Origin of the sequence: Microbacterium sp. nov. GSS16 (genome assembly GCF_028198145.1) — a bacterium.
GTDB lineage: Bacteria > Actinomycetota > Actinomycetes > Actinomycetales > Microbacteriaceae > Microbacterium.
Genome location: NZ_CP116338.1, coordinates 2,413,979 through 2,433,938 on the forward strand (window position 1 = coordinate 2,413,979; position 19,960 = coordinate 2,433,938).

Here is a 19,960-nt window from a genome sequence, read left to right on the forward strand (position 1 = left end):
GCCGGTCCGCTGCGATGCTGCATCCCCGGGCGCCGACTCCGCCGGCAACGGCGGTGGCTTCGCCCAGCCATCACCACAGAAAGCGCACACATCGTGAGCACCGTTCTGCTGACCGATCACCGGCAGCTGTCCACATCCATCCACCCACCGGATACCGAGGGTCGTCAGACCATCAGCATCCCCGACCGAGACGGTCTGCAGCGCCTGACGGCGGCCGACCGGCTCTCCTTCCGAATCGGACTCTGGCTGCTGAAGCGCAGCACTCGGGTCCGTGCGACCGCCCCCTCCGCGATCCCGGATCTCGACCGCCGGCCGATCCGCGAGACCGAGGCGATCAACCTGCTGGTCTGGGGCCTGCAGCGCAACATCCTCTGAAAGGCCGATGATGAGCATCTCCCTTCCCGCCGGTGCGACCCTGCGTCCGCTCGAGCTCTCCGCCCGAGCGGACGCGGGGCCGTCCCCCGCAGTGCGTGCCTACGCAGCCGTGCGCAACGAGCTGCTCATCGAGACCACCGGTCGCGATGACGACTGCCTCACCGCGTCCGAACTGCTCTCGACGCTCTCCCCCACTCCCGACCGCGACCGACGTCACTGGACGATCGAACTCGACGGCGACGCTGTCGGGCGCTGCGCGCTCGACATCCTGCGCGACGACGGCGGTGAGACCGCGTTCGTGACCGTCGCTCTGCTCCGCCGCGCGTGGGGCCAGGGTATCGGCCCGGCCGCATACGCTGTGATCGAGCAGGCGGCTCGCGATGCGGGGGTGCGCAAGCTGCTCAACTGGTCGGAGCACCACGACGAGGCGACGCCGCTGCCGCGGATCGACTCGCCGACCGGTGCCGGGTCCGCTCCCCTCGACCGCACCGCGCGCTTCCTGCAGCGCACCGGCTTCCGGCTGGAGCAGGTCGAACGCGGGAGCGCACTGATCTGGGACGAGAGCACCGCGAAGCGCCTGGGCGATCTGCGCGACGATGCCGCGGCGCACGCCACTGCCTACCGCGTCGTGCAGTGGGCGATGCCGACACCGGACGAGTACGTCGACGGCTACGCCTGGATGAAGTCGCGCATGTCGACCGACGTGCCTGATGCGCAGCTCGGCATGCCGGAGGAGATCTGGGACGCCGATCGCCTGCGCCGAGAGGAGTCGCGACTGACGCAGCGCGGCTGGACGCTTCTCGTCACCGCGGCGCAGCACGTCGCCACCGGTGAGCTCTGCGCATTCAACGAGCTCGCCATCGGGCAGGACGATTCCGCGGGCACGCACCAGTTCGACACCCTCGTGCTCGCCGAGCATCGCGGACACCGACTCGGGATGCTCGTGAAGACGGCTGGCCTGCTCGCCTGGCGCGACCGACATCCGCTCTCGCCCCGAGTCACCACATGGAACGCCGAGGAGAACCGGCCGATGCTCTCCATCAATGAAGCCATCGGCTTCGCCCCGATCGCCTACGAGGGCGCCTGGAGGAAGGACCTCGCATGAGCACGACGACGCCGACCGGCACTGCCGCACTGTCCATCACCGCACTGACCGTTCCGGAGGCGCTGGACGCTCACGACGCGGCGGACTTCCACACCTTCGTCGCGCTGAACAACGCCATCTGCCTCAGCGACACGGGATTGCACGACCTGGGTACCACTGCGGAGGAGATGCTGCCGCACTGGCGTGCGACGACCGACTACGTGCAGCGGACGCTGCTCGCCCGCGAGGACGGCGAGATCGTCGGCGCGGTGACCGTCACCCACGCCACCGCCGAGCCCACGAGCGCCGAGATCGACCTGATGGTCATGCCCGCGAACTGGGGGCGCGGCATCGAGCGGGCTCTGCTCTCCGCTGCGGAGAAGGAGGTGCGCGCGCTCGGCCGCAAGGTCATCCAGACCTGGACGCTGCACCGCCCCGACCCCGGCGACGCTCCGCTGGTTCCGAAGACCGGATGGGGACGGGTGTCGCGCACCCCGCTCGCGCAGCTGCTCGATGGCGACGGCTTCACACTCGAGCAGGTGGAGCGCAACAGTGCCTTCGACCTGCACGGCGATCTCTCCCCGGTCGAGAGGATGCTCGCCGACGCGCTGGCGGTCGCAGGCGACGACTACCGTCTCGTCGAGTGGACCGTACCCACCCCGCCCCAGCTGCGCGCGGGCTATGCGTGGGCGCTGTCGCGGATGTCGACGGATGCACCCAGCGGAGACCTCGAAGTGGATGAGGAGATCTGGGATGCCGATCGCATCGCGCGGCGCGACGGCAGGTTCGTCGAGGGCGGCCAGACCGTCTCGGTCGCCGCGGTGGAGCACGTCCCGACGGGCACGCTCGCCGCGTTCAACGAGCTCGTGACCGGCACTGATCCCGAGGGCGTGACGCACCAGTACTGCACGCTGGTGCTCAAGGAGCACCGCGGGCACCGTCTCGGTCAGGTCGTGAAGTGCGCCAACATCCTGCGCTGGCGCGGCATCGCCCCGGGCTCGCCGCGGATCACCACGTTCAACGCCGAGGAGAACCGCCCGATGCTCGACATCAACGAGGCGATGGGCTTCGTGCCCGCCTCGTACGCGGGCGCCTGGCAGAAGAAGCTGGCCTGATGCTCTTCACCACCTCACGCCTCGACCTGCGCGAGCTGACCGACGACGACCTGCCGGCGCTTCGTGCCATCCTGCAGGATCCGGAGACGATGACCGCGTACGAGGGCGCGTTCGACGAGCAGATGGTGCAGGCCTGGCTCAGCCGGATGCGCGAGCGCTACCGCGACGACGGGTTCGGGCTCTGGGCCGTGGTGCTGCGCGAATCCGGGGAGATGATCGGCCAGTGCGGACTGACCAGGCAGCACATCCTCGGGGAGGACGTGATCGAGGTCGGCTACCTGTTCAATCGCGAGCACTGGCGGCGCGGGTACGCGACCGAGGCGGCGGCCGGATGCCGTGACCATGCGTTCACGGCACTCGGTGCCGACCGCGTGTGGGCTCAGGTGCGCGACACGAACATCGCGTCGATGAACGTCGCGATCCGACTGGGCATGACAGTGCGAGGACGCTTCATCAAGCACTACCGCGGTGTGGACATGCCCCACCTGGCGTTCGCGATCGACCGTCCGGCGGAATGACGGCCCGGCTCAGCGGCGACGCTGGCAGCGCGGGCAGTAATGACTGGAGCGGTTCATGAACGCCTCGCGAAGGATGGGACCGCCGCAGCGTGGACACGGCTGACCTCCGCGCCCGTAGGCGTTCAGCGAGTGCGCGAAATAGCCGGCCTGCCCATTCACGTTGACGTACTGCGCGTCGAAGCTCGTACCGCCCTCTGCCAGGGCCCTCTCGAGCACGAGACGGACCTCGGCGAACAACCGGCGCAGCGCCTGCACCGACAGGGCGGTGCCGTGCGTCTCGGGGTGGATGCGCGCCGCCCACAGCGACTCGTCGGCGTAGATGTTGCCGATGCCGCTGACCAGTGACTGGTCGAGGAGGATGCGCTTGATCGCGCTGGATCTGCGACGGATGCGCGCGACCACATCTGGCTCTGCGAACGCGGGGTCGAGCGGATCGCGGGCGATGTGCGCGACCTGCGACGGCACCAGCGGATCGGCCGTGCCGTAGCCGCCGGGTGCGGCATCCGGCGTGGGCAGCAGACGGTCGACGGCGAGCGAGCCGAAGGTGCGCTGATCGGCGAAGACGACGGCGAGTACGCCGTGACTCGGATGCTCGATGCGCAGGCGCACGCGTTCGTGGCGCTCGAGCGGGGCATCCGGATCGCGCAGCAGCATCTGCCCGCTCATGCCCAAATGCGCGACCAATGCTTCCACTTCCCCGCTGCGCGCCGACAGCGGCAGCCAGAGGAACTTCCCCCGCCGCGCAGCGGCGCGCACGTCGCGGCCCTCGAGACGGCCGACGAAGTCGGCGGCGTCGTGCGGATGCCTGGTGAGGGCACGCTCGTCGAGCACGTCGACCGACACGATCCGGGCGTCGGTGACGGCCGGGGCGAGGCCGTGACGGACGACCTCGACCTCGGGAAGCTCGGGCACGCCGGATCAGACCCGTTCGCTGAGCAGACGCCAGGCGTTGAGCGCGGCAGCCATCTCGGCCGTCTTCTTGCTCGTGCCGACGCCGCTGCTCGTCAGGTCGCCGACCCGCACTGTCGCGGTGAACACCCGGTGATGGTCGGGGCCGTCCGACTCGATGGAGTACATGGGAGGGGTCGCCCCGAGCCGGGCGGCCAGCTCCTGCAGACTCGTCTTGGGGTCCATCGCCGCGCCGTAGCGCTCTGGGTCGGCAAGGAGCGGCGCGGTCAGCCGCAGCACCAGCTCGGTGGCGGCATCCGGCCCCGCCGACAGGAAGGTCGCGCCGAAGACGGCTTCCATCGTGTCGGCAAGGATCGAGTCCTTGTCGCGACCACCGGTCTGCTCCTCGCCTCGTCCGAGCCGGAGGTGCTCACCGAGACCGATAGCGCGAGCGACCTCGGCGAGGGCGACTGTCGAGACGACGCTCGCGCGCCGCTTGGCCAGCTCGCCCTCGTCGAGGTCGGGAAGCGTGGTGAAGAGCATGACGGTCACAGCGAGCCCGAGCACCGAGTCCCCGAGGAACTCGAGACGCTCGTTGTTCGGGATGCCGCCGTGCTCGTACGCGTAGGAACGATGCGTGAGCGCTCGTTCCAGCAGCTCAGGATCGATGTCGACGCCGAGCTTCTCGACCAGCGATGCCCGCCCCGTGAGAATATCGGCCATGACCGATCCGATCAGATGTCGGCGACCTTGCGGCCCTTGTACTCGAGGAACAGCTCGGTGCCCTGCGAGTCGGTGACGACCTTCGCCTGGTGCGGGCGGCTGTAGACGACCTTGCCGTTCTCGACGGTCTTGACGAGCGCGGGAGCCTCGGCCTTCCACTGCGCGCGGCGCGAGCGGGTGTTCGAACGGGAGACCTTGCGCTTCGGGGGGTTACCAGCCATGACTAGCTCTCTTCTTTCTCGGCGGCGCGGCTCTCTGCCGCGTCGTCCTGGTCTGTGATCTGTCGGAGCGCGCTCCACCGAGGATCGATGGGAGCAGGGCTCTCTGCACCGGCGCTCTTGGACAGCTTCTCGCCCGTGTTCGGGTCGAGACCCGGGCAATCCGGCTGACACACCGGCTGAAATGGAAGCGACAATACGATCGCATCCCTGACCAGAGTTTCAAGATCCACGTGGTCGTCTTGAACTTCGAAGTCAGTTTCTTCCTCACCAGGATACGCGAAAAGCTCCTGGAACTCGACTTCGACAGGCGCGGAGATCTCGGTGAGGCAGCGTCCGCACTCTCCGGAGTACTCCGAATCGGCCGTGCCCGACACGAGGATCCCCTCGTGCACCGACTCGAGGCGCACGTCGAGGTCGAGAGTCTCGCCAGCTTCGACCGAGACGATGCCCTCACCCCACTTCTCGCTGAGGGTCACCTCGAAGCGGTGCTCGCGCATCTCGCCCGGCTTGCGGACGATGTCACGGACAGGGAGGAAGAAGGGGCCGTCGACTCGGGATTTCACCCCGCCATGCTACCGGTCGCGACCTGCACGAGGGCCGAACGGCTCAGAGCCCTCGGGCTCCGGTGTCGAGGAACGATGCGACGACGGGCGGAACGAACGGCGAGACGTCGCCGCCGAGCGCGGCCACCTGGCGCACCAGCGAGCTGGACACGAGCGCGTGCGCGGGATCGGGAAGGAGGAACACCGTCTCGATGTCGGCCAGGTGACGGTTCACGATCGCCATCGGCGACTCGTAGGCGACGTCGACCTGAGAGCGGATGCCCTTCACCAGCACCCCGGCGTCGACGTCGCGAGCATAGTCGACGAGAAGTCCCATGCTCCACGATCCGACGATGATGTGACCGTCGATACCCGCCTCGGCGATCGACTGCTCGAGCAGGCTGAGCCGCTGAGCGATCGGAAGCATCGCCTCCTTGCCGGGGTTGTGCACGACCAGCACGTGCAGCTCGTCGTACAGACGAGCTGCGCGCGAGATGACATCGAGATGCCCCAGCGTGGGCGGGTCGAACGATCCGGGAACGACGGCGATCCGAGAATTCACTTCGATGCACTCCGCTCACTCAGTACAGGCACGTCTTCAGCCTATGACACCGCACCCTCAGTTCTTGCTGAGGGCGGCGCGATCGGATTCGCTCACCCGACCGGCGATCGCGACGCGCAGCCCGGGGTGCGCCACCAGCATCGGATCGTCTTTGAGGATGTCGGCGGCGATGTCCCGCGCGTAGGCGATGAGCCCGGCGTCTTTGACCACCCGAAGCAGCCGCAGCGATGACTTGACGCCGGCCTGGGCGGCGCCGAGCACGTCGCCTTCACCGCGCAGCTCGAGGTCGACCTCGGCCAGCTCGAATCCGTCGAGCGTCGCGGCGACCGCCTCGACTCGCTCTCTCGCGAGCGAGGCGCCTTCGGCTTCGGTGACGAGCAGGCAGAGGCCGGGGTGCGCACCTCGGCCGACGCGACCGCGCAGCTGGTGCAGCTGCGAGACACCGAATCGATCGGCGTCCATGATGATCATGGTCGAGGCGTTCGGCACGTCGACGCCGACCTCGATCACCGTCGTGGCGATGAGCAGGTCGATCTCGCCGCGCGCGACCGCGCGCATCACGGCGTCCTTCTCCTCCGCGGGCATCTTGCCGTGCAGCACCGCCCGTCGCACTGTGCCGAGTGCCGGATGCGTGGCGAGCAGCTCGTCGAGCTGCACCACTCCCCACCGGGGACCCTTGCCCTCGACGTCGGGCGGCGGCTGATCGTCGGCCTCCACCGACTCCTTCGCCGTGTCGATCGCCGCGCACACGGCGAAGACCTGGCGCCCATCCGCGATCTCCTCGGCGGCGCGCGCCCAGACCCGCTGGAACCACTCCGGATGCTCGGCCAGCGGCGCGACGTGCGTGGTGATGCCGGCACGGCCGGCCGGCATCGACCGGATGACCGAGGTGTCGAGATCCCCGAAGACGGTCATCGCGACGGTGCGCGGGATGGGCGTCGCGGTCAGCACGATGGCGTGCGGGGCGGTGCCCTTGGCGCGCAGCATCTCGCGCTGCTCGACGCCGAAGCGATGCTGCTCGTCGACGACGACGAGCGCCAGGTCGGCGAAGGTGGTCTTCTCGGAGAGCAGGGCGTGAGTGCCGATCACGATCAGCGATTGGCCGGATGCCACCCGCAGCGCGGCTTTGCGCCGCTCCGGTGCGGACATCTGGCCGGTGAGCAGGGTCGGGATGAGCTCGGAGGCCATGTCGGGGCCGAGCATCTTCGTGATCGATCGGAGGTGCTGCGCCGCGAGCACCTCCGTCGGGGCGATGAGCGCCGCCTGTCCGCCCGACTCGGCCGTCTGCAGCATCGCTCGCAGGGCGACCAGCGTCTTGCCCGAGCCGACTTCCCCCTGGATCAGACGGTTCATCGGCCGATCGGCGCTCAGGTCGGCGGCGATCTCGGCACCGACGCGCTGCTGGTCTGGAGTGAGGGTGAACTCGAGGCGGGCGTCGAAGCGCTCGAGGAGTCCCCCCGGCTGGGCGATCCGCGGGGTGGCGGTCAGCGCACGCACCTGGATGCGCTGCTGCAGCAGCGCCGTCTGCAGCACGAGGGCCTCGTGCATGCGCAGCGTGCGGACGGCGGGATCGATGTCGGCCTTGCGCCGCGGCCGATGGATCGCTTCGAGTGCCTGCCGGGCGGTGAGCAGCCCCTCGCGGGCCCGGACGTCGTCGGACAGCGGGTCGGGCACCTCACCCAGCTGATCGAGCACCACGCCGACCAGCTTCGCTATCTGCCAGCTCTGCATCGCCGAGGTCGCCGGATAGATCGGGATGGGGACGTCCTGCAGGGCATCCGCCTGACGGTAGGCGCTCTCGGTGTCTTCGAAGAGCTGGTAGTCGGGATGCGCGAACTGCACCCGGTCTTTGAACATGCCGACCTTGCCGGAGAAGATGCCGCGGCGCCCGACCGACAGCTCCTTCCGGCGCCACTCGGCCTGTCCGATGTTCTTCGCGAAGAAGGTCAGCGACATCTGCCCGACGCCGTCGCCGATGATGACCTCGAGCATCGCGCCACGCCGATTGCGCATCTCGCGGGCCGTCGCCGAGATGACCTCGCCGACGATGGTGACGGTCTCGCCGACGGGCAGCTCGAGGATCGGCGTCAGCTCCCCGCGATCGGCGTAACGCCGTGGATAGTGCCCCAGCAGATCGCCGACGCCGGTCATCCGGAACGCCTTCTCGAGTGTCTTGGCCGTTGACGCGCCGAGGGCGGTCGTCAGCGGCGTGTCGAGCTCGAAGCGCATGGTTCGAGTCTACGGAGCGCCGGGGACATCGACCGCTTGTCGTATCGTGATCGGGTGACGAGGATCATCGCCGGCGGCGCACGAGGCGCACGGCTCGACGTGCCGGGCACCGGAACCCGACCCACCAGCGACCGGGTGCGCGAGTCGCTCTTCGGCGCGCTGGAGGCGATGGACGCGATCGACGGCGCCCGCGTGCTCGATCTGTACGCCGGCAGTGGCGCGCTCGGCCTGGAGGCCCTGAGCCGGGGCGCCCGATCGGTCGATCTCGTCGAGATCTCGCGCTCGGCTGTAGGCGTCGTCGGCCGCAATGCGGGCGTCGTCGCCAAGGCCATGGGCGGCGCTGCGGCGTCGAAAGTCCATCAGAGCACTGTGCGCGCCTATCTGTCGCGCGCGCAGGGCCAGTTCGATCTCGTGTTCACCGACCCGCCCTACGACCTGGACGACTCGGCGATGACAGCCGATCTCATCGCTCTCGCTCCTCTGCTGTCGACGGACGCGGTGGTGGTCATCGAGCGCGGAAAGCGCGCGGCGCCGCCCGACCTCGACGCCGCCGGCCTCACTCTCCTGAGAGAGAAGGCTTACGGAGACACCCGGGTGTGGTGGGCTGAGCTCGCCAGCGACGACGCCTGACGTCGTCCCACCGGGGTCAGCGCGCGTGATCCCAGTCGCGGTACGGGTCCCAGCCCGTCTCGTCGACGGCCTGCCCGTCGACGAGAACCGGAGCCCCCATGCGGGCGGTCACCGTGCCGATCCTCTCGAAGCCCTCGGGCACGACGCCGCCGTCGGGGAAGATCGCCAGCAGGCCGTGGTCCTCTCCCCCGCCCAGCGCACGACCGCGATCGCCGCCGAACGCCAGCGCGTCCAGCGCCTGTCCCGAGAGTGCGATCGTGACTCCCGAGGCATCCGCCAGTCGTGAGGCGTCAAGCGCCAGGCCGTCGGAGAGATCCATCATGGCGTGGGCGCCGGCTTCCGCCGCGATCGGTCCGAGATGCAGCGGTGGCACCGGGCGCAGCTGGCGATCCAGGGCGCGCAGCTGAACGGCATCCAGCGACGCGCGATCGACCGGAATCGCAGTGGCACCGTCGCGGAATCGGGCGAACAGCAGCCCGAGGCCCGCCGCCGCGACGCCGAGCTCGCCGGCCAGGGCGACGACGTCGCCGGGGCGCGCACCGGCACGGGTCACCGCAGGGCGTCCGTCGAGGTCGCCCAGCGCCGTCACCGCGATCATCAGCAGCTCGGACACGGTGAGATCGCCCCCGACGACCGAGCATCCAGGCGCGAGCCGGGCACAGCACTCGCGGAAGCCGTCGGCCATCGCCGTGATGAACGAGAGCCGGGTGTCTGCGGGCACCGCGAGCGACACGAGCAGGCCGGTCGGGACCGCGCCCATCGCGGCGATGTCGGAGAGGTTGACCGCCGCAGACTTCCAGCCGAGGTCGTAGCCGCTCGACCACGCGAGCCGGAAGTCGGGCCCTTCGACCAGAGTGTCGGCGCTGGCCACGACCGACCCCGACGGGGCGTCGATCACGGCCGCGTCATCGCCGGGACCGAGCACGGCGTGCGCGGCCGGTGCCGTGCGCGAGAGGATCGCGCGGAGCACCGCTCCCTCCGAGATGTCGCCGATGCGCGGGTCGTCGTCGGAACCGGATGCCATGCCGACAACGGTAGCCTGGAATCATGCTGCGCCGTCTCGCCCTGATCATCGGTGCGGCGATGATGCTCGCCCTCACCGGCTGCTCGACCACCGTCGCCCTCACCCCCGCCGACGATGCGAACAATCCCGCGTGCGCGGAGGTGACGGTGCGCCTGCCGCAGAGCGTCGCCGGGCAGGACCGTCGGTGGACCGACGCGCAGGCCACCGGTGCATACGGCACGGACGGGAAGACGAGCGTGATCCTGACCTGCGGAGTCGCCGTTCCGGGTCCCACCGCCGACCTGCAGTGCGTGACCCTCGAGGGCATCGACTGGCTCGTCGACGAGTCGGACGCGCCGCGGATGCGCATGACGACCTACGGCCGCAGCCCGGCGGTGCAGGTCTTCGTCGACACCGAGGTCGTCAGCGCCAACGATGTGCTCACCAGCTCCGGCATCGTGTCGGGCGTGCGGATGATCGAGGCCGACAGCGCCTGCTCGACCCCGGACGAGCTGCCGAGTAGCCCTTCGGCAGGCTCAGGGCCCCAGAGGGAACAGAGGCCCAGAAGGCTCAGCGGCGCAGCCCGCCTTCGATCAGCTCGGTGATCAGGTCGCCGTAGCTCAGGCCCGACGCGATCCAGCACTTCGGGAACATCGAGATCGGGGTGAACCCCGGCATGGTGTTCAGCTCGTTCACGACGATCCCGCCGTCCGCGGTGAGGAACACGTCGACCCGCGCGAGGCCCTTGCCGTCGACCGCCTCGAACGCGCGCACGCCGACCTGCTGCACGGCCGCGATCTCGGCATCCGACATCTCCGCCGGGCAGACGACGTCGACACCGTCGCCACCGAGGTACTTGCCCTCGAAGTCGTAGAATCCGCGCGAGGTGAGCACGATCTCACCCGGCAGCGATGCGCGCACGCCGTCGGCGGTCTCGAGGATCGCGACCTCGATCTCGCGGCCGACGATGCCCGTCTCGACGAGCACCTTCTCGTCTTCCGCGAAGGCCACCTCGAGAGCCGCGTCGAGCTCGCCGAGACTCTCGACCTTCGACACCCCGACGCTGGACCCCGCCCGCGCGGGCTTGACGAAGAGCGGCAGACCCAGCTCGGCGATCGCCGCGCGCAGCGGCGCCGATTCCTGCTGCCAGGCACGCTGCCGCACGGTCACCCACGGCGACACGGCGATGCCCTCGGATTCGAGGGCGACCTTCATGAAGTGCTTGTCCATGCACATCGCCGAGTCGAGCACCCCGCCGCCCGCGTACGGGATCTCGAGGATGTCGAAGAAGCCCTGGATCGTGCCGTCCTCGCCGTGCGTGCCGTGCAGGATCGGCAGCACCACGTCGACGGCGGCGAGCTCGACCGCGGAGCCGTCCGGCGCGATCACCCGCAGGACGCGGTCGCCGGCTTCGGGCCAGCGGATCCGGGTGCCGTTGTCGATCACCTCGGGCATGTGCGCCGCGTCCAGCGCGAACTTCGCCGGGTCGTCCTGCTCGAGCACGAACGCGCCCTCGCGCGTGATCCCGACCGGGATCACGTCGTAGCGATCGCGATCAATCGCCGCCAGCACCCCGCCCGCCGTTGCGGAGCTGATCGAATGCTCGCTGGAACGCCCGCCGAAGAGCACCACCACCGTCTGCTTGTCCATGATTGGTCCTCTCCTCCTGCGGAGTGTCGTCGTCGGTGGTCAGGTGCGGTGCGATGTCGCGCGGATCCATCCGTCCGTCGAGCACCATCTTCACCTGCTGCACGATGGGCATGTGCACCTCGGACTCGTGCGCGAGCTGCAGAATGGGCGCGACCGAAGCCAGTCCCTCGGCGGTCTGATTCATCTGCTTCACCACATCGTGGAAGCTGTAGCCCTGCCCGAGCAGCCGCCCGGCGGTGTTGTTGCGACTCAGCGGCGACTGACAGGTGGCGATGAGATCGCCGAGCCCGGCGAGACCCTGCAGGGTCTCGGGCCTGGCGCCGTTCGCGACTGCGAAGTCGGTCATCTCGACCAGACCGCGGGTGATGATCGACGCCTTGGTGTTCTCGCCGTATCCGACGCCGTCGACGATGCCGATGGCGACCGCGATGAGATTCTTCAGCACACCGCCGAACTCGGTCCCGATCACGTCGGTGTTCACGAACGAGCGAAAGTACCGGTTGCGGGCGGTGCGCGCCACGACATCCGCCGTCTCCTGACTCCGCGCGGCGATCACGGCCGCCGTGGGCTGCTCGCGCGCGATCTCGAGGGCGAGATTGGGTCCGGATGCCACCGCGACCCGATCCGGATCGCACCGCAGCTCCTGCTCGATGACCTGACTCATCCGCAGTCCCGACGAGCGCTCGACGCCCTTCATCAGGCTGACGATCGGGATGTCGCGACCGGCGAGCAGCGGGCGGAGCGCCTTCAGGTTCTCACGCAGGGTCTGACTCGGCACCGACAGGTACACCTGCTCGGCGCCGTCGAGGGCGTGGGCGAGCTCGTGCGTGGCTCTCATGTTGCGGGGCAGATTGATGCCGGGCAGGTATTTCGAGTTGCGCTTGGCCTCGTCGATCTCGTGTGCGAGCTCGGGCCGGCGCGCCCACATGGTGACCTGTGCGCCGCCGTCGGAGAGGATCTTGCCGAAAGTGGTGCCCCAGCTGCCCGCCCCGATGACGGCCGCTCGTGTGCCGGACGGCTGCGGTGTGCGCTTATGAATCAAGGCGCCCCGTCTCCTTCTGGCCGTGATCGCCCGGATTCCAGCGCTTGTCAGGAGCCTTCTCGTCGCGCAGCTCTTCGAGCAGAGCCGTGATGGCGGCCATCAGCCGCTCGGTCGCGATGTTCAGCACACCGGGGTCGCCGGCGCGACCGCGCAGGTCTGACAGATCGATGGGATCGCCGATCAGCACCCGCACCCGCTTGCGCAGCGGCCAGAGGCTGAGCCCCTTCTGGTAGCGCCCCATGATCTGCTGGGTGCCCCACTGCGCCATCGGAATGAGCGGGATGTCGCCGGTGAGCGCAAGGCGCACCGCACCCGACTTGCCGCGCATCGGCCACATCCCGGGGTCGCGTGTCAGCGTCCCCTCGGGGTACACGATCACGCCCCGACCGTTCTCGACCAGTTCACGGGACTGCGTGAGCGTCTGCTTCGCCGCGGATGCCGACGACGCACGCGCGACGGGGATCATGCCCGTCTTCCGCAGGATCCAGCCGAGGACGGGGACGCGGAACAGGCTGTCCTTGGCCATGAACCTGGGCAGCCGGCCGGAGCGGAACACGGCGATCGCGACGATCAGCGGATCGAATTCGGAGTAGTGGTTCGGCGCCACCACGTAAGCACCTGTACGGGGCAGCTTCTCAGCGCCGGTGACCGTGATCTTCGCCAGGAGCGACACCGGCGGGATGACGATCGCCGCGAGCGGCCAGAACAGACTGGGGCGGCTGCGTTCGGAGGAGGCCATCAGCTCACCGGACGACGTCGAAGTCCGCACCCAGGGCGCGGAGCTTGTCGAGGAACTTCTCGTAGCCGCGGCTGAGGATGTCCACACCCGACACCTGAGACTCGCCCTCGGCCGTCAGAGCGGCGATCACGTGGCTGTAGCCGCCGCGCAGGTCGGGCACCACGATGTCGGCGGCGTGCAGCGGCGTGGGTCCGGTGATGACCGCCGCCTGCTCCAGCTCCCGGCGCGGCACGCGCCGCGGTCCGTTCTGCAGCCCGTGCGGGTGCACCTCGATGTCGGCGCCCATCTTCACCAGGGCCTGGGTGAATCCGAAGCGGTTCTCGTAGACCGTCTCGTGCACGATCGAGCGGCCGGGCGCCTGGGTCAGCGCCACGATCAGCGGCTGCTGCCAGTCGGTCATGAATCCGGGGTGCACGTCGGTCTCGACGATGACCGGCTTGAGCTCGCCGCCGCGCCGGAAGAGGATGCCGTCCTCCTGCACGTCGAACCAGCCGCCCGCCTTGCGGAAGACGTTGAGGAAGGTGAGCATCTCCTGCTGCTTGGCTCCGGCGACGAAGATCTCACCGTCGGTCGCGAGTGCGGCGCACGCCCACGATGCGGCCTCGTTGCGGTCGAAGATGGCTCGGTGATCGTAGCCGCGCAGCGTCTCGACGCCCTCGATCAGGATGACGCGGTTGGGCTCGTACGAGATGATCGCGCCCATCTTCTGCAGCACCGCGATGAGATCCATGATCTCCGGCTCGATGGCGGCGTTGCGCAGCTCGGTCACGCCCTGCGCGCGCACCGCGGTCAGCAGCACCTGCTCGGTGGCGCCGACGCTCGGGTACGGCAGGTGGATGTTCGCGCCCTTGAGACCGTTGGGGGCCGAGAGCCGGATGCCGCTCGGCTGCTTCTCGACGACCGCGCCGAACTTGCGCAGCGCGTCGAGGTGGAAGTCGATCGGACGGTCGCCGATCCGGCATCCGCCGAGGTCGGGGATGAACGCCTGGCCGAGCCGGTGCAGCAGCGGACCGCAGAACAGGATCGGGATGCGCGACGCGCCGGCGTGCGCATCGATCTCCTCGTAGTGGGCGGATTCGACGTCACTCGGGTCGAGGATCAGCGAGCCGGGCTCGTCGCCCTCGGTGACGGTCACGCCGTGCACCTCGAGCAGCGAGCGCACCACGGCGACGTCGCTGAGACCGGGGACGTCGCGCAGCGTGCTCGCCGTCTCGCCGAGCAGGGTCGCGACCATCGCCTTCGTGGCGAGGTTCTTGGCGCCCTTGACGTCGACGCGCCCACGCAGCGGTCTGCCGCCGCGGATCGCGAGGACGGATCCGGCGGGAGCCGGCATCCGATCGTCTACAGCAACTCGCGGCGATGTCGTCATTCGGGCCTCATCTTCTTCGGGACATCGCGGCGGTCACCGCGTGTCTGCGTCTGTCACGGCGGATGCCGCGGGGCTTGTGGCCCCCGGCCCACGATGCTGCGACCTATCGGACAGGAAGCGTACGTGGCCGCCACGACTCGCGACGGGCCTCGAACTGCGCGATCTTGTCTTCGTTGCGCAGCGTGAGCCCGATGTCGTCGAGCCCTTCGAGGAGCCGCCATCTAGTGTAATCGTCGATCCCGATCGAGGCCTGGAAGACAGGCCCCGCTCCTGCCGTCGATCCGGGTACGGTCACCGTGCGAGCCTCGAGGTCGACCGTGATCACGCGGCCGGGCTGCTCGTCGATCAGCTCCCAGATCCGCTCGATCTCCGACTCCTCCACGGTCGCCGCCAGCAGCCCCTGCTTCCCGGAGTTGCCGCGGAAGATGTCGGCGAAGCGCGAGGAGAGCACGACCGCGAACCCGAAGTCGCGCAATGCCCAGACCGCGTGCTCGCGGCTCGATCCCGTGCCGAAGTCCGGCCCCGCGACGAGCACGGACGCGCCCTGGTACGGAGCCTGGTTCAGCACGAAATCCGGGTCCTGACGCCAGCCGTGGAACAGGGCGTCCTCGAAACCGGTCTTCGTGACGCGCTTGAGGAACACCGCGGGGATGATCTGGTCGGTGTCGACGTTCGAGCGCTTCAGCGGAGCGGCGATGCCGGTGTGGGTGGTGAACTTCTCCATCAGATGCTCGCTTCCAGGTCGGCGGGGCTCGACAGCGTGCCGCGGACCGCAGTCGCGGCGGCGACCAGCGGCGAGACCAGGTGGGTTCGACCGCCCTTGCCCTGGCGGCCCTCGAAGTTGCGGTTGGACGTCGACGCGCAGCGCTCACCCGGAGCGAGCTGGTCGGGGTTCATGCCGAGGCACATCGAGCATCCGGCGAAGCGCCATTCGGCGCCGAACGCCTCGACGATCTTGTCGATCCCCTCGGCCTCCGCCTCGATGCGCACACGCGCGGAACCGGGGACGACCATCACGCGCACGCCGTCGGCCTTCTTCCTGCCGTCGATGATCGATGCGAAGGCCCGCAGATCCTCGATGCGGCTGTTGGTGCACGAGCCCATGAAGACGGCGTCGACCTTCACCTCCTTCAGCGGCGTGCCGGGAGCGAGATCCATGTACTCCAGCGCACGCTCAGCGGCGGCGCGCTCGTTGGCATCGGCGATCGAGGCGGGATCCGGAACGGACGACGACAGCGAGCTGCCCTGGCCGGGATTGGTGCCCCAGGTGACGAAGGGCTCCAGCGCGCCGGCGTCGATGAACACCTCCGCATCGAAGGTCGCGCCCTCGTCGGTAGGCAGAGTGCGCCAGTATGCGACCGCATCGTCCCAGTCCTGCCCCTGCGGGGCATGCGGCTTGCCCTTCACGTACGCGAACGTGGTCTCGTCGGGCGCGACCATGCCGGCACGGGCACCGGCCTCGATCGACATGTTGCAGATCGTCATGCGCCCCTCCATCGAGAGGGCGCGGATGGCGCTGCCGCGGTACTCGAGCACGTAGCCCTGACCCCCACCGGTGCCGATCTTCGCGATCACGGCGAGGATGATGTCCTTGGCGGTGACCCCGGGGCGCAGCGTCCCCTCGACATTGATCGCCATCGTCCTGAACGGCTTCAGCGGCAGGGTCTGGGTCGCCATGACGTGCTCGACCTCGCTGGTGCCGATGCCGAACGCCATCGCTCCGAAGGCGCCGTGCGTGGAGGTGTGCGAATCTCCGCAGACGACGGTGATGCCGGGCATCGTCAGCCCGAGCTGCGGCCCGACCACGTGCACGATGCCCTGCTCGGCGTCGCCGAGCGAGTGCAGTCGCACGCCGAACTCCGCGGCGTTGCGACGCAGCGTCTCGATCTGCGTGCGGCTGGTGAGGTCGGCGATCGGCTTGTCGATCGCGAGCGTCGGCGTGTTGTGATCTTCGGTCGCGATCGTCAGATCGAGCCTGCGGAGCGGGCGTCCCTCGGCGCGCAGCCCGTCGAACGCCTGCGGGCTGGTGACCTCGTGCACGAGGTGGAGGTCGATGTAGAGGAGATCGGGTTCGCCGTTCTCGCCCTTGACGACGAGGTGGTCGTCCCAGACCTTCTCGGCGAGGGTTCGCGGCGCTGTGCTGCTGGTCATGCGGTGTGTTCCTTAGATGGCTCGAAGAGTCGGCCCACGATGGACTCCGCGACGAGGAAGGCCTTAGATCGAGGTCCCGTCGCGGCTGCTAAGAAGAACCACCCGCCGCATGCCGGTCAGTTTACACGGCGTCGACGGGTGGCCTTCCGGTGTGTTTCACACTGCGGAACCGGTCGGGATCAGCCCTCGATCGCGGCCTTCCGGTCGCGTCGCGAGGCGACCAGGCTGGCGATGGTGGCGACGGCCATCGACGCGAAGATGACACCGAGCGACACCCAGTTGTTGATGTCAGGAGCCCACTCGATCGGCTGACCGCCGTTGATGAACGGCAGCTCGTTCTCGTGCATCGCGTGCAGGATCAGCTTGACCCCGATGAATCCCAGGATGAACGCCACCCCGTAGTGCAGGTAGCGCAGTCGATCGAGCAGGTCGCCGAGCAGGAAGTACAGCTGACGCAGACCCATCAGAGCGAACAGATTGGCGGTGAAGACGATGAACGGGTTGGTCGTCACCCCGAAGATCGCGGGGATGGAGTCGACCGCGAACATCAGGTCGGTGACGCCGAGCGACACGAAGACGATGAGCATCGGCGTGAAGATCTTGCGACCGGCCACGACGGTGCGCAGCTTCGGGCCGTCGTACTCGTCGCTGATCGGTATCACGCGGCGGATCTGCCTGACGATGAAGTTCTCGGTCTTCACGTCGTCCTGCCCCTTGTCGGGCATCGCCTGACGCACAGCGGTGAAGACGAGGAACGCGCCGAAGAGGTAGAAGATCGGGCTGAGGTGCTCGACCGCCGCTCCGACGATGAGGATGAAGATCGCACGCAGGATCAGGGCGATGATGATCCCGACCATCAGCGCCTCCTGCTGATAGCGGCGCGGCACCGAGAACTGCGTCATGATCAGCACGAACACGAACAGGTTGTCGATGGAGAGGCTGTACTCCATCGCCCATCCGGTGAGGAAGTCGAGCGACGACTTCGTGTCGCCGAAGAAGAACAGCGTCCCGGCGAAGATCAGCGCGAGCGCGACGTAGAACGCGACCCAGAGGCTGGATTCCTTGGTCGAGGGGATGTGCGGACGCTTGAGGATGAGCAGCAGGTCCGCGATGAGGACCACGGTGAGCACGATGAGGGACGTGACTTCGAACCAGACGGGAATCAAGGACTGACGCCTTTCGGAGGGTGCAGTGAGTACCGAAAGTCTCTCCCCGCATGGTGACATGCGTCGCACGGCCGGAGCAGCTTTGATGGTGCTCGTGATGACGATCCGTGCGATGTCGGGATACTCCCCCTCGCTGAATCGATCGTAGCCGATCCGAGACGGTGGCCCGTTCCCGGACACCTGCATATGAGAGACACTCAGACTGTCGACGACGATCGGAAGAAGGATGTGGGCAAGCACGCAGGACCGCGAGTGGGCCGCCAGGGCTGCGTCCGGTGATCAGGATGCGTTCCGCGCGATCTACCGCGCCCATGTGCGTCCGGTGTACTGGACCGCGTTCGGGATCCTCGGCTCGCTCTCGGATGCCGAGGACGTGGTGCAGGAGACCTTCGTGGTCGCCTGGCGGAAGCTGCCCGGACTCGACCTGCTGGGCGAGTCCCTGCTGCCGTGGCTCGCGACGATATGCCGGTTCCAGGCGGCGAACCGCCTGCGTCGCATGCGCCGCGACGCGGCGAACACCGCCGATGCCGCGGACGAGTCACTGCCCGACACGGTGAGCGTCGAGGATCAGGTCATCGCGTCGTCGCTCGCCGAGCGGATAGCCGCCGAGGTGGAGCGCCTGGGCGACACGGATCGCGAGATCTTCCGCCTGTGTGCGGTGGAGGGCTACGCCTACGAGGCTGCCGCCGCGAAGCTCGGGGTGAGCCACGCCGTGGTCCGCAATCGTCTCTCGAGGGTGCGTTCGCGACTTCGCGGCGCAGTGAAGGAAGAGAGAGACGCATGAGCGAGGAGATCGGGCTGCCGCCGCTGAGCGACGAGCGCATCGCCGGCATGGAACAGGTGGTCTTCGACCGCATCGCACGGGAACCGCGTGAACCGGGCGGGGTGCAGTCGGCTCGAGATCGGCGCAGGCGCGGGTGGGTCACTGCGCTCGGCGTCGCCGCAGCGTTCGCAGCAGGCGCTCTGATCGCGCCCCCGCTGCTCGACGGCATCGGTACGGGCCTGAGCGCCTCAAGCGGCGACTCGTCGGCGGTGTCACCGGAGGGCGACACCGTCGGCCAGGTTCCACCCACCGCAGTCGAGGGCTTCTCGGGCGGATCCGCGGACGGCGGCACCGACTCTGCAGGCGGCGGCGTCGTCGCACCTCGCGACGACCCCGGGAGCAAGGGCGCCGATCTGCCGTTCGCCCACCTCGATGAGACACGCGAGATCATCGTCACGGCGGAGATGACGCTCCGCGTGCGCGATGCCGAGAAGGCGGCGGACGACATCACGGCACTGGCCGTGGAGCACGGCGGCTTCGTGGAGTCGGCCTCACTCGGCCTGGATCCGGATGCCGGCGACACCGTCCCCGAGCAGCCTCGCGAACCGGGCACCGGGTGGATCAGCATCCGAGTTCCCGCCGCCGATCTCGACGAGGTGATGGCGGCGGTCGGAGACGATGCGGAGGTCGTGCGCTCGTCGATCTCGCGCGATGACGTGACCGCTGCGGCCGTCGACCTGCGAGCCCGGATCGATGCGGCGCGCGCGTCGGTGCAGCGTCTGACCGAGCTCATGGGCGAGTCGGGTTCGGTGGGAGATCTGATCGAGGCGGAGTCTGCGCTGAGTGAGCGTCAGGCACTGCTCGAGAGCTACGAGCAGCAGCTGAAGCGGCTCGACGAGCAGGTGGCGCTGTCTACTCTGACGATCCAGCTGACCGAGCAGACGACGGCGAGCGGGGCCGACCCGGCGGGCTTCGGCGACGGTCTGCTCGCCGGCTGGAACGGCCTGATCGGCGCCCTGAACGGACTCGTGGTCGTCATCGGGTTCCTGCTGCCGTGGCTCGGCATCGTCGCTGTCGTGCTGCTGGCCATCTGGCTGATTCGCCGACGGCGTCGCGCGGGACGGCCTGCGGACGCCGCCCCGTGATCTGACCGCCTTCTTCCAGGGCGGCACGGGCGTCCGGTAGCGTGC

Annotated in this window: 22 protein-coding genes; 8 read left to right on the forward strand and 14 right to left on the reverse strand. The window is 68.8% G+C overall.

Annotated features, from left to right (window positions below; all coding sequences use genetic code 11):
- Nucleotides 1–93: 93 nt before the first annotated feature.
- The 4 genes from PGB26_RS11510 to PGB26_RS11525 are packed head-to-tail and all read left to right on the forward strand — an operon-like array spanning nt 94 to nt 3,092.
- Entirely contained in the window at nt 94–375 is a 282-nt protein-coding gene (locus tag PGB26_RS11510; protein ID WP_099194771.1) for a hypothetical protein, read from the forward strand.
- Nucleotides 376–382: 7 nt separating this feature from the next.
- Nucleotides 383–1,480, forward strand: coding sequence for a GNAT family N-acetyltransferase (locus tag PGB26_RS11515; protein ID WP_271637753.1), 1,098 nt, complete (start codon nt 383–385; stop codon nt 1,478–1,480).
- Nucleotides 1,477–2,574 carry a GNAT family N-acetyltransferase gene (locus tag PGB26_RS11520; RefSeq protein WP_271637754.1) on the forward strand — a complete coding sequence of 366 codons (1,098 nt, stop codon included), beginning with the start codon at nt 1,477–1,479 and terminating at the stop codon, nt 2,572–2,574. Before PGB26_RS11515 ends, PGB26_RS11520 begins: the two co-directional genes overlap by 4 nt.
- Nucleotides 2,574–3,092, forward strand: a complete 519-nt coding sequence (locus PGB26_RS11525; protein WP_271637755.1) for a GNAT family N-acetyltransferase — start codon at nt 2,574–2,576, stop codon at nt 3,090–3,092. Before PGB26_RS11520 ends, PGB26_RS11525 begins: the two co-directional genes overlap by 1 nt.
- A 9-nt stretch (nt 3,093–3,101) precedes the next feature.
- Here the strand turns inward: PGB26_RS11525 and mutM are convergent, their stop codons facing one another.
- The 6 genes from mutM to PGB26_RS11555 form a co-directional block, all read right to left on the reverse strand.
- On the reverse strand, nt 3,102–4,004 hold the full coding sequence (mutM, locus tag PGB26_RS11530) for a bifunctional DNA-formamidopyrimidine glycosylase/DNA-(apurinic or apyrimidinic site) lyase (protein ID WP_271637756.1): 903 nt from the start codon (nt 4,002–4,004) through the stop codon (nt 3,102–3,104).
- A gap of 6 nt (nt 4,005–4,010) precedes the next feature.
- Entirely contained in the window at nt 4,011–4,703 is a 693-nt protein-coding gene (gene rnc / locus PGB26_RS11535) for a ribonuclease III (protein ID WP_271637757.1), read from the reverse strand.
- An 11-nt stretch (nt 4,704–4,714) separates the two neighbouring features.
- Nucleotides 4,715–4,924 carry a 50S ribosomal protein L32 gene (rpmF, locus tag PGB26_RS11540; protein WP_040165203.1) on the reverse strand — a complete coding sequence of 70 codons (210 nt, stop codon included), beginning with the start codon at nt 4,922–4,924 and terminating at the stop codon, nt 4,715–4,717.
- Between the two features lie 2 nt (nt 4,925–4,926).
- Nucleotides 4,927–5,421 carry a YceD family protein gene (locus tag PGB26_RS11545; RefSeq protein ID WP_271639656.1) on the reverse strand — a complete coding sequence of 165 codons (495 nt, stop codon included), beginning with the start codon at nt 5,419–5,421 and terminating at the stop codon, nt 4,927–4,929.
- Between the two features lie 109 nt (nt 5,422–5,530).
- Entirely contained in the window at nt 5,531–6,028 is a 498-nt protein-coding gene (gene coaD / locus PGB26_RS11550) for a pantetheine-phosphate adenylyltransferase (RefSeq protein ID WP_271637759.1), read from the reverse strand.
- 57 nt (nt 6,029–6,085) lie between these two features.
- Complete coding sequence (locus PGB26_RS11555; RefSeq protein ID WP_271637760.1) at nt 6,086–8,257, reverse strand: ATP-dependent DNA helicase RecG; 2,172 nt, start codon at nt 8,255–8,257, stop codon at nt 6,086–6,088.
- 54 nt (nt 8,258–8,311) lie between these two features.
- Between PGB26_RS11555 and rsmD the strand changes: the two genes are divergently transcribed.
- Nucleotides 8,312–8,887, forward strand: coding sequence for a 16S rRNA (guanine(966)-N(2))-methyltransferase RsmD (rsmD, locus tag PGB26_RS11560; RefSeq protein WP_271637761.1), 576 nt, complete (start codon nt 8,312–8,314; stop codon nt 8,885–8,887).
- Between the two features lie 16 nt (nt 8,888–8,903).
- Here rsmD and thiL read toward each other — a convergent pair whose 3' ends face one another.
- Nucleotides 8,904–9,911, reverse strand: a complete 1,008-nt coding sequence (gene thiL / locus PGB26_RS11565; protein ID WP_271637763.1) for a thiamine-phosphate kinase — start codon at nt 9,909–9,911, stop codon at nt 8,904–8,906.
- A 23-nt stretch (nt 9,912–9,934) separates the two neighbouring features.
- Between thiL and PGB26_RS11570 the strand changes: the two genes are divergently transcribed.
- A complete protein-coding gene (locus PGB26_RS11570; RefSeq protein WP_271637764.1) occupies nt 9,935–10,495 on the forward strand; it encodes a DUF3515 family protein in 561 nt (186 codons plus the stop codon).
- Here the strand turns inward: PGB26_RS11570 and PGB26_RS11575 are convergent.
- The 7 genes from PGB26_RS11575 to PGB26_RS11605 all read right to left on the reverse strand — a co-directional run bounded on the left by PGB26_RS11575 (nt 10,461) and on the right by PGB26_RS11605 (nt 18,007).
- Nucleotides 10,461–11,540: a D-alanine--D-alanine ligase family protein gene (locus PGB26_RS11575; protein WP_271637765.1), complete on the reverse strand. Its 1,080-nt coding sequence runs from the start codon at nt 11,538–11,540 to the stop codon at nt 10,461–10,463. The genes PGB26_RS11570 and PGB26_RS11575 overlap by 35 nt on opposite strands.
- Complete coding sequence (locus PGB26_RS11580; RefSeq protein WP_271637766.1) at nt 11,446–12,582, reverse strand: NAD(P)H-dependent glycerol-3-phosphate dehydrogenase; 1,137 nt, start codon at nt 12,580–12,582, stop codon at nt 11,446–11,448. Before PGB26_RS11580 ends, PGB26_RS11575 begins: the two co-directional genes overlap by 95 nt.
- Nucleotides 12,572–13,321: a lysophospholipid acyltransferase family protein gene (locus tag PGB26_RS11585; protein WP_271637767.1), complete on the reverse strand. Its 750-nt coding sequence runs from the start codon at nt 13,319–13,321 to the stop codon at nt 12,572–12,574. Before PGB26_RS11585 ends, PGB26_RS11580 begins: the two co-directional genes overlap by 11 nt.
- A 4-nt stretch (nt 13,322–13,325) precedes the next feature.
- Nucleotides 13,326–14,654 carry a UDP-N-acetylglucosamine 1-carboxyvinyltransferase gene (gene murA / locus PGB26_RS11590; RefSeq protein WP_271637768.1) on the reverse strand — a complete coding sequence of 443 codons (1,329 nt, stop codon included), beginning with the start codon at nt 14,652–14,654 and terminating at the stop codon, nt 13,326–13,328.
- Nucleotides 14,655–14,793: 139 nt separating this feature from the next.
- The gene (gene leuD / locus PGB26_RS11595; RefSeq protein WP_271637769.1) at nt 14,794–15,414 is read right to left on the reverse strand and encodes a 3-isopropylmalate dehydratase small subunit; all 621 of its coding nucleotides are present in this window, start codon (nt 15,412–15,414) and stop codon (nt 14,794–14,796) included.
- Nucleotides 15,414–16,841, reverse strand: a complete 1,428-nt coding sequence (gene leuC / locus PGB26_RS11600) for a 3-isopropylmalate dehydratase large subunit (protein ID WP_271637770.1) — start codon at nt 16,839–16,841, stop codon at nt 15,414–15,416. Before leuC ends, leuD begins: the two co-directional genes overlap by 1 nt.
- Nucleotides 16,842–17,020: 179 nt before the next feature.
- Nucleotides 17,021–18,007 (reverse strand): TerC/Alx family metal homeostasis membrane protein, encoded by a 987-nt coding sequence (locus PGB26_RS11605; RefSeq protein ID WP_271637771.1) that lies wholly within the window; start codon nt 18,005–18,007, stop codon nt 17,021–17,023.
- A 226-nt stretch (nt 18,008–18,233) separates the two neighbouring features.
- On the opposite strand from PGB26_RS11605, the gene PGB26_RS11610 reads away from it, so the two are divergent.
- Together PGB26_RS11610 and PGB26_RS11615 are read left to right on the forward strand one after the other, a co-directional pair.
- Nucleotides 18,234–18,791 carry an RNA polymerase sigma factor gene (locus tag PGB26_RS11610; RefSeq protein ID WP_271637772.1) on the forward strand — a complete coding sequence of 186 codons (558 nt, stop codon included), beginning with the start codon at nt 18,234–18,236 and terminating at the stop codon, nt 18,789–18,791.
- Entirely contained in the window at nt 18,788–19,915 is a 1,128-nt protein-coding gene (locus PGB26_RS11615; RefSeq protein ID WP_271637773.1) for a DUF4349 domain-containing protein, read from the forward strand. Before PGB26_RS11610 ends, PGB26_RS11615 begins: the two co-directional genes overlap by 4 nt.
- Nucleotides 19,916–19,960: the final 45 nt, after the last annotated feature.

Coding starts and splice junctions, on each gene's coding strand:
- PGB26_RS11520 (WP_271637754.1), top strand. CDS start 1,477: ATGAGCACGACGACGCCGACCGGCACTGCCGCACTGTCCATCACCGCA.
- PGB26_RS11610 (WP_271637772.1), top strand. CDS start 18,234: ATGTGGGCAAGCACGCAGGACCGCGAGTGGGCCGCCAGGGCTGCGTCC.
- rnc (WP_271637757.1), bottom strand. CDS start 4,703: ATGGCCGATATTCTCACGGGGCGGGCATCGCTGGTCGAGAAGCTCGGC.
- leuD (WP_271637769.1), bottom strand. CDS start 15,414: ATGGAGAAGTTCACCACCCACACCGGCATCGCCGCTCCGCTGAAGCGC.
- PGB26_RS11575 (WP_271637765.1), bottom strand. CDS start 11,540: ATGGACAAGCAGACGGTGGTGGTGCTCTTCGGCGGGCGTTCCAGCGAG.
- PGB26_RS11555 (WP_271637760.1), bottom strand. CDS start 8,257: ATGCGCTTCGAGCTCGACACGCCGCTGACGACCGCCCTCGGCGCGTCA.
- rpmF (WP_040165203.1), bottom strand. CDS start 4,924: ATGGCTGGTAACCCCCCGAAGCGCAAGGTCTCCCGTTCGAACACCCGC.
- leuC (WP_271637770.1), bottom strand. CDS start 16,841: ATGACCAGCAGCACAGCGCCGCGAACCCTCGCCGAGAAGGTCTGGGAC.
- PGB26_RS11545 (WP_271639656.1), bottom strand. CDS start 5,421: ATGCGCGAGCACCGCTTCGAGGTGACCCTCAGCGAGAAGTGGGGTGAG.
- thiL (WP_271637763.1), bottom strand. CDS start 9,911: ATGGCATCCGGTTCCGACGACGACCCGCGCATCGGCGACATCTCGGAG.
- PGB26_RS11515 (WP_271637753.1), top strand. CDS start 383: ATGATGAGCATCTCCCTTCCCGCCGGTGCGACCCTGCGTCCGCTCGAG.
- PGB26_RS11570 (WP_271637764.1), top strand. CDS start 9,935: ATGCTGCGCCGTCTCGCCCTGATCATCGGTGCGGCGATGATGCTCGCC.
- PGB26_RS11525 (WP_271637755.1), top strand. CDS start 2,574: ATGCTCTTCACCACCTCACGCCTCGACCTGCGCGAGCTGACCGACGAC.
- PGB26_RS11585 (WP_271637767.1), bottom strand. CDS start 13,321: ATGGCCTCCTCCGAACGCAGCCGCCCCAGTCTGTTCTGGCCGCTCGCG.
- murA (WP_271637768.1), bottom strand. CDS start 14,654: ATGCCGGCTCCCGCCGGATCCGTCCTCGCGATCCGCGGCGGCAGACCG.
- PGB26_RS11615 (WP_271637773.1), top strand. CDS start 18,788: ATGAGCGAGGAGATCGGGCTGCCGCCGCTGAGCGACGAGCGCATCGCC.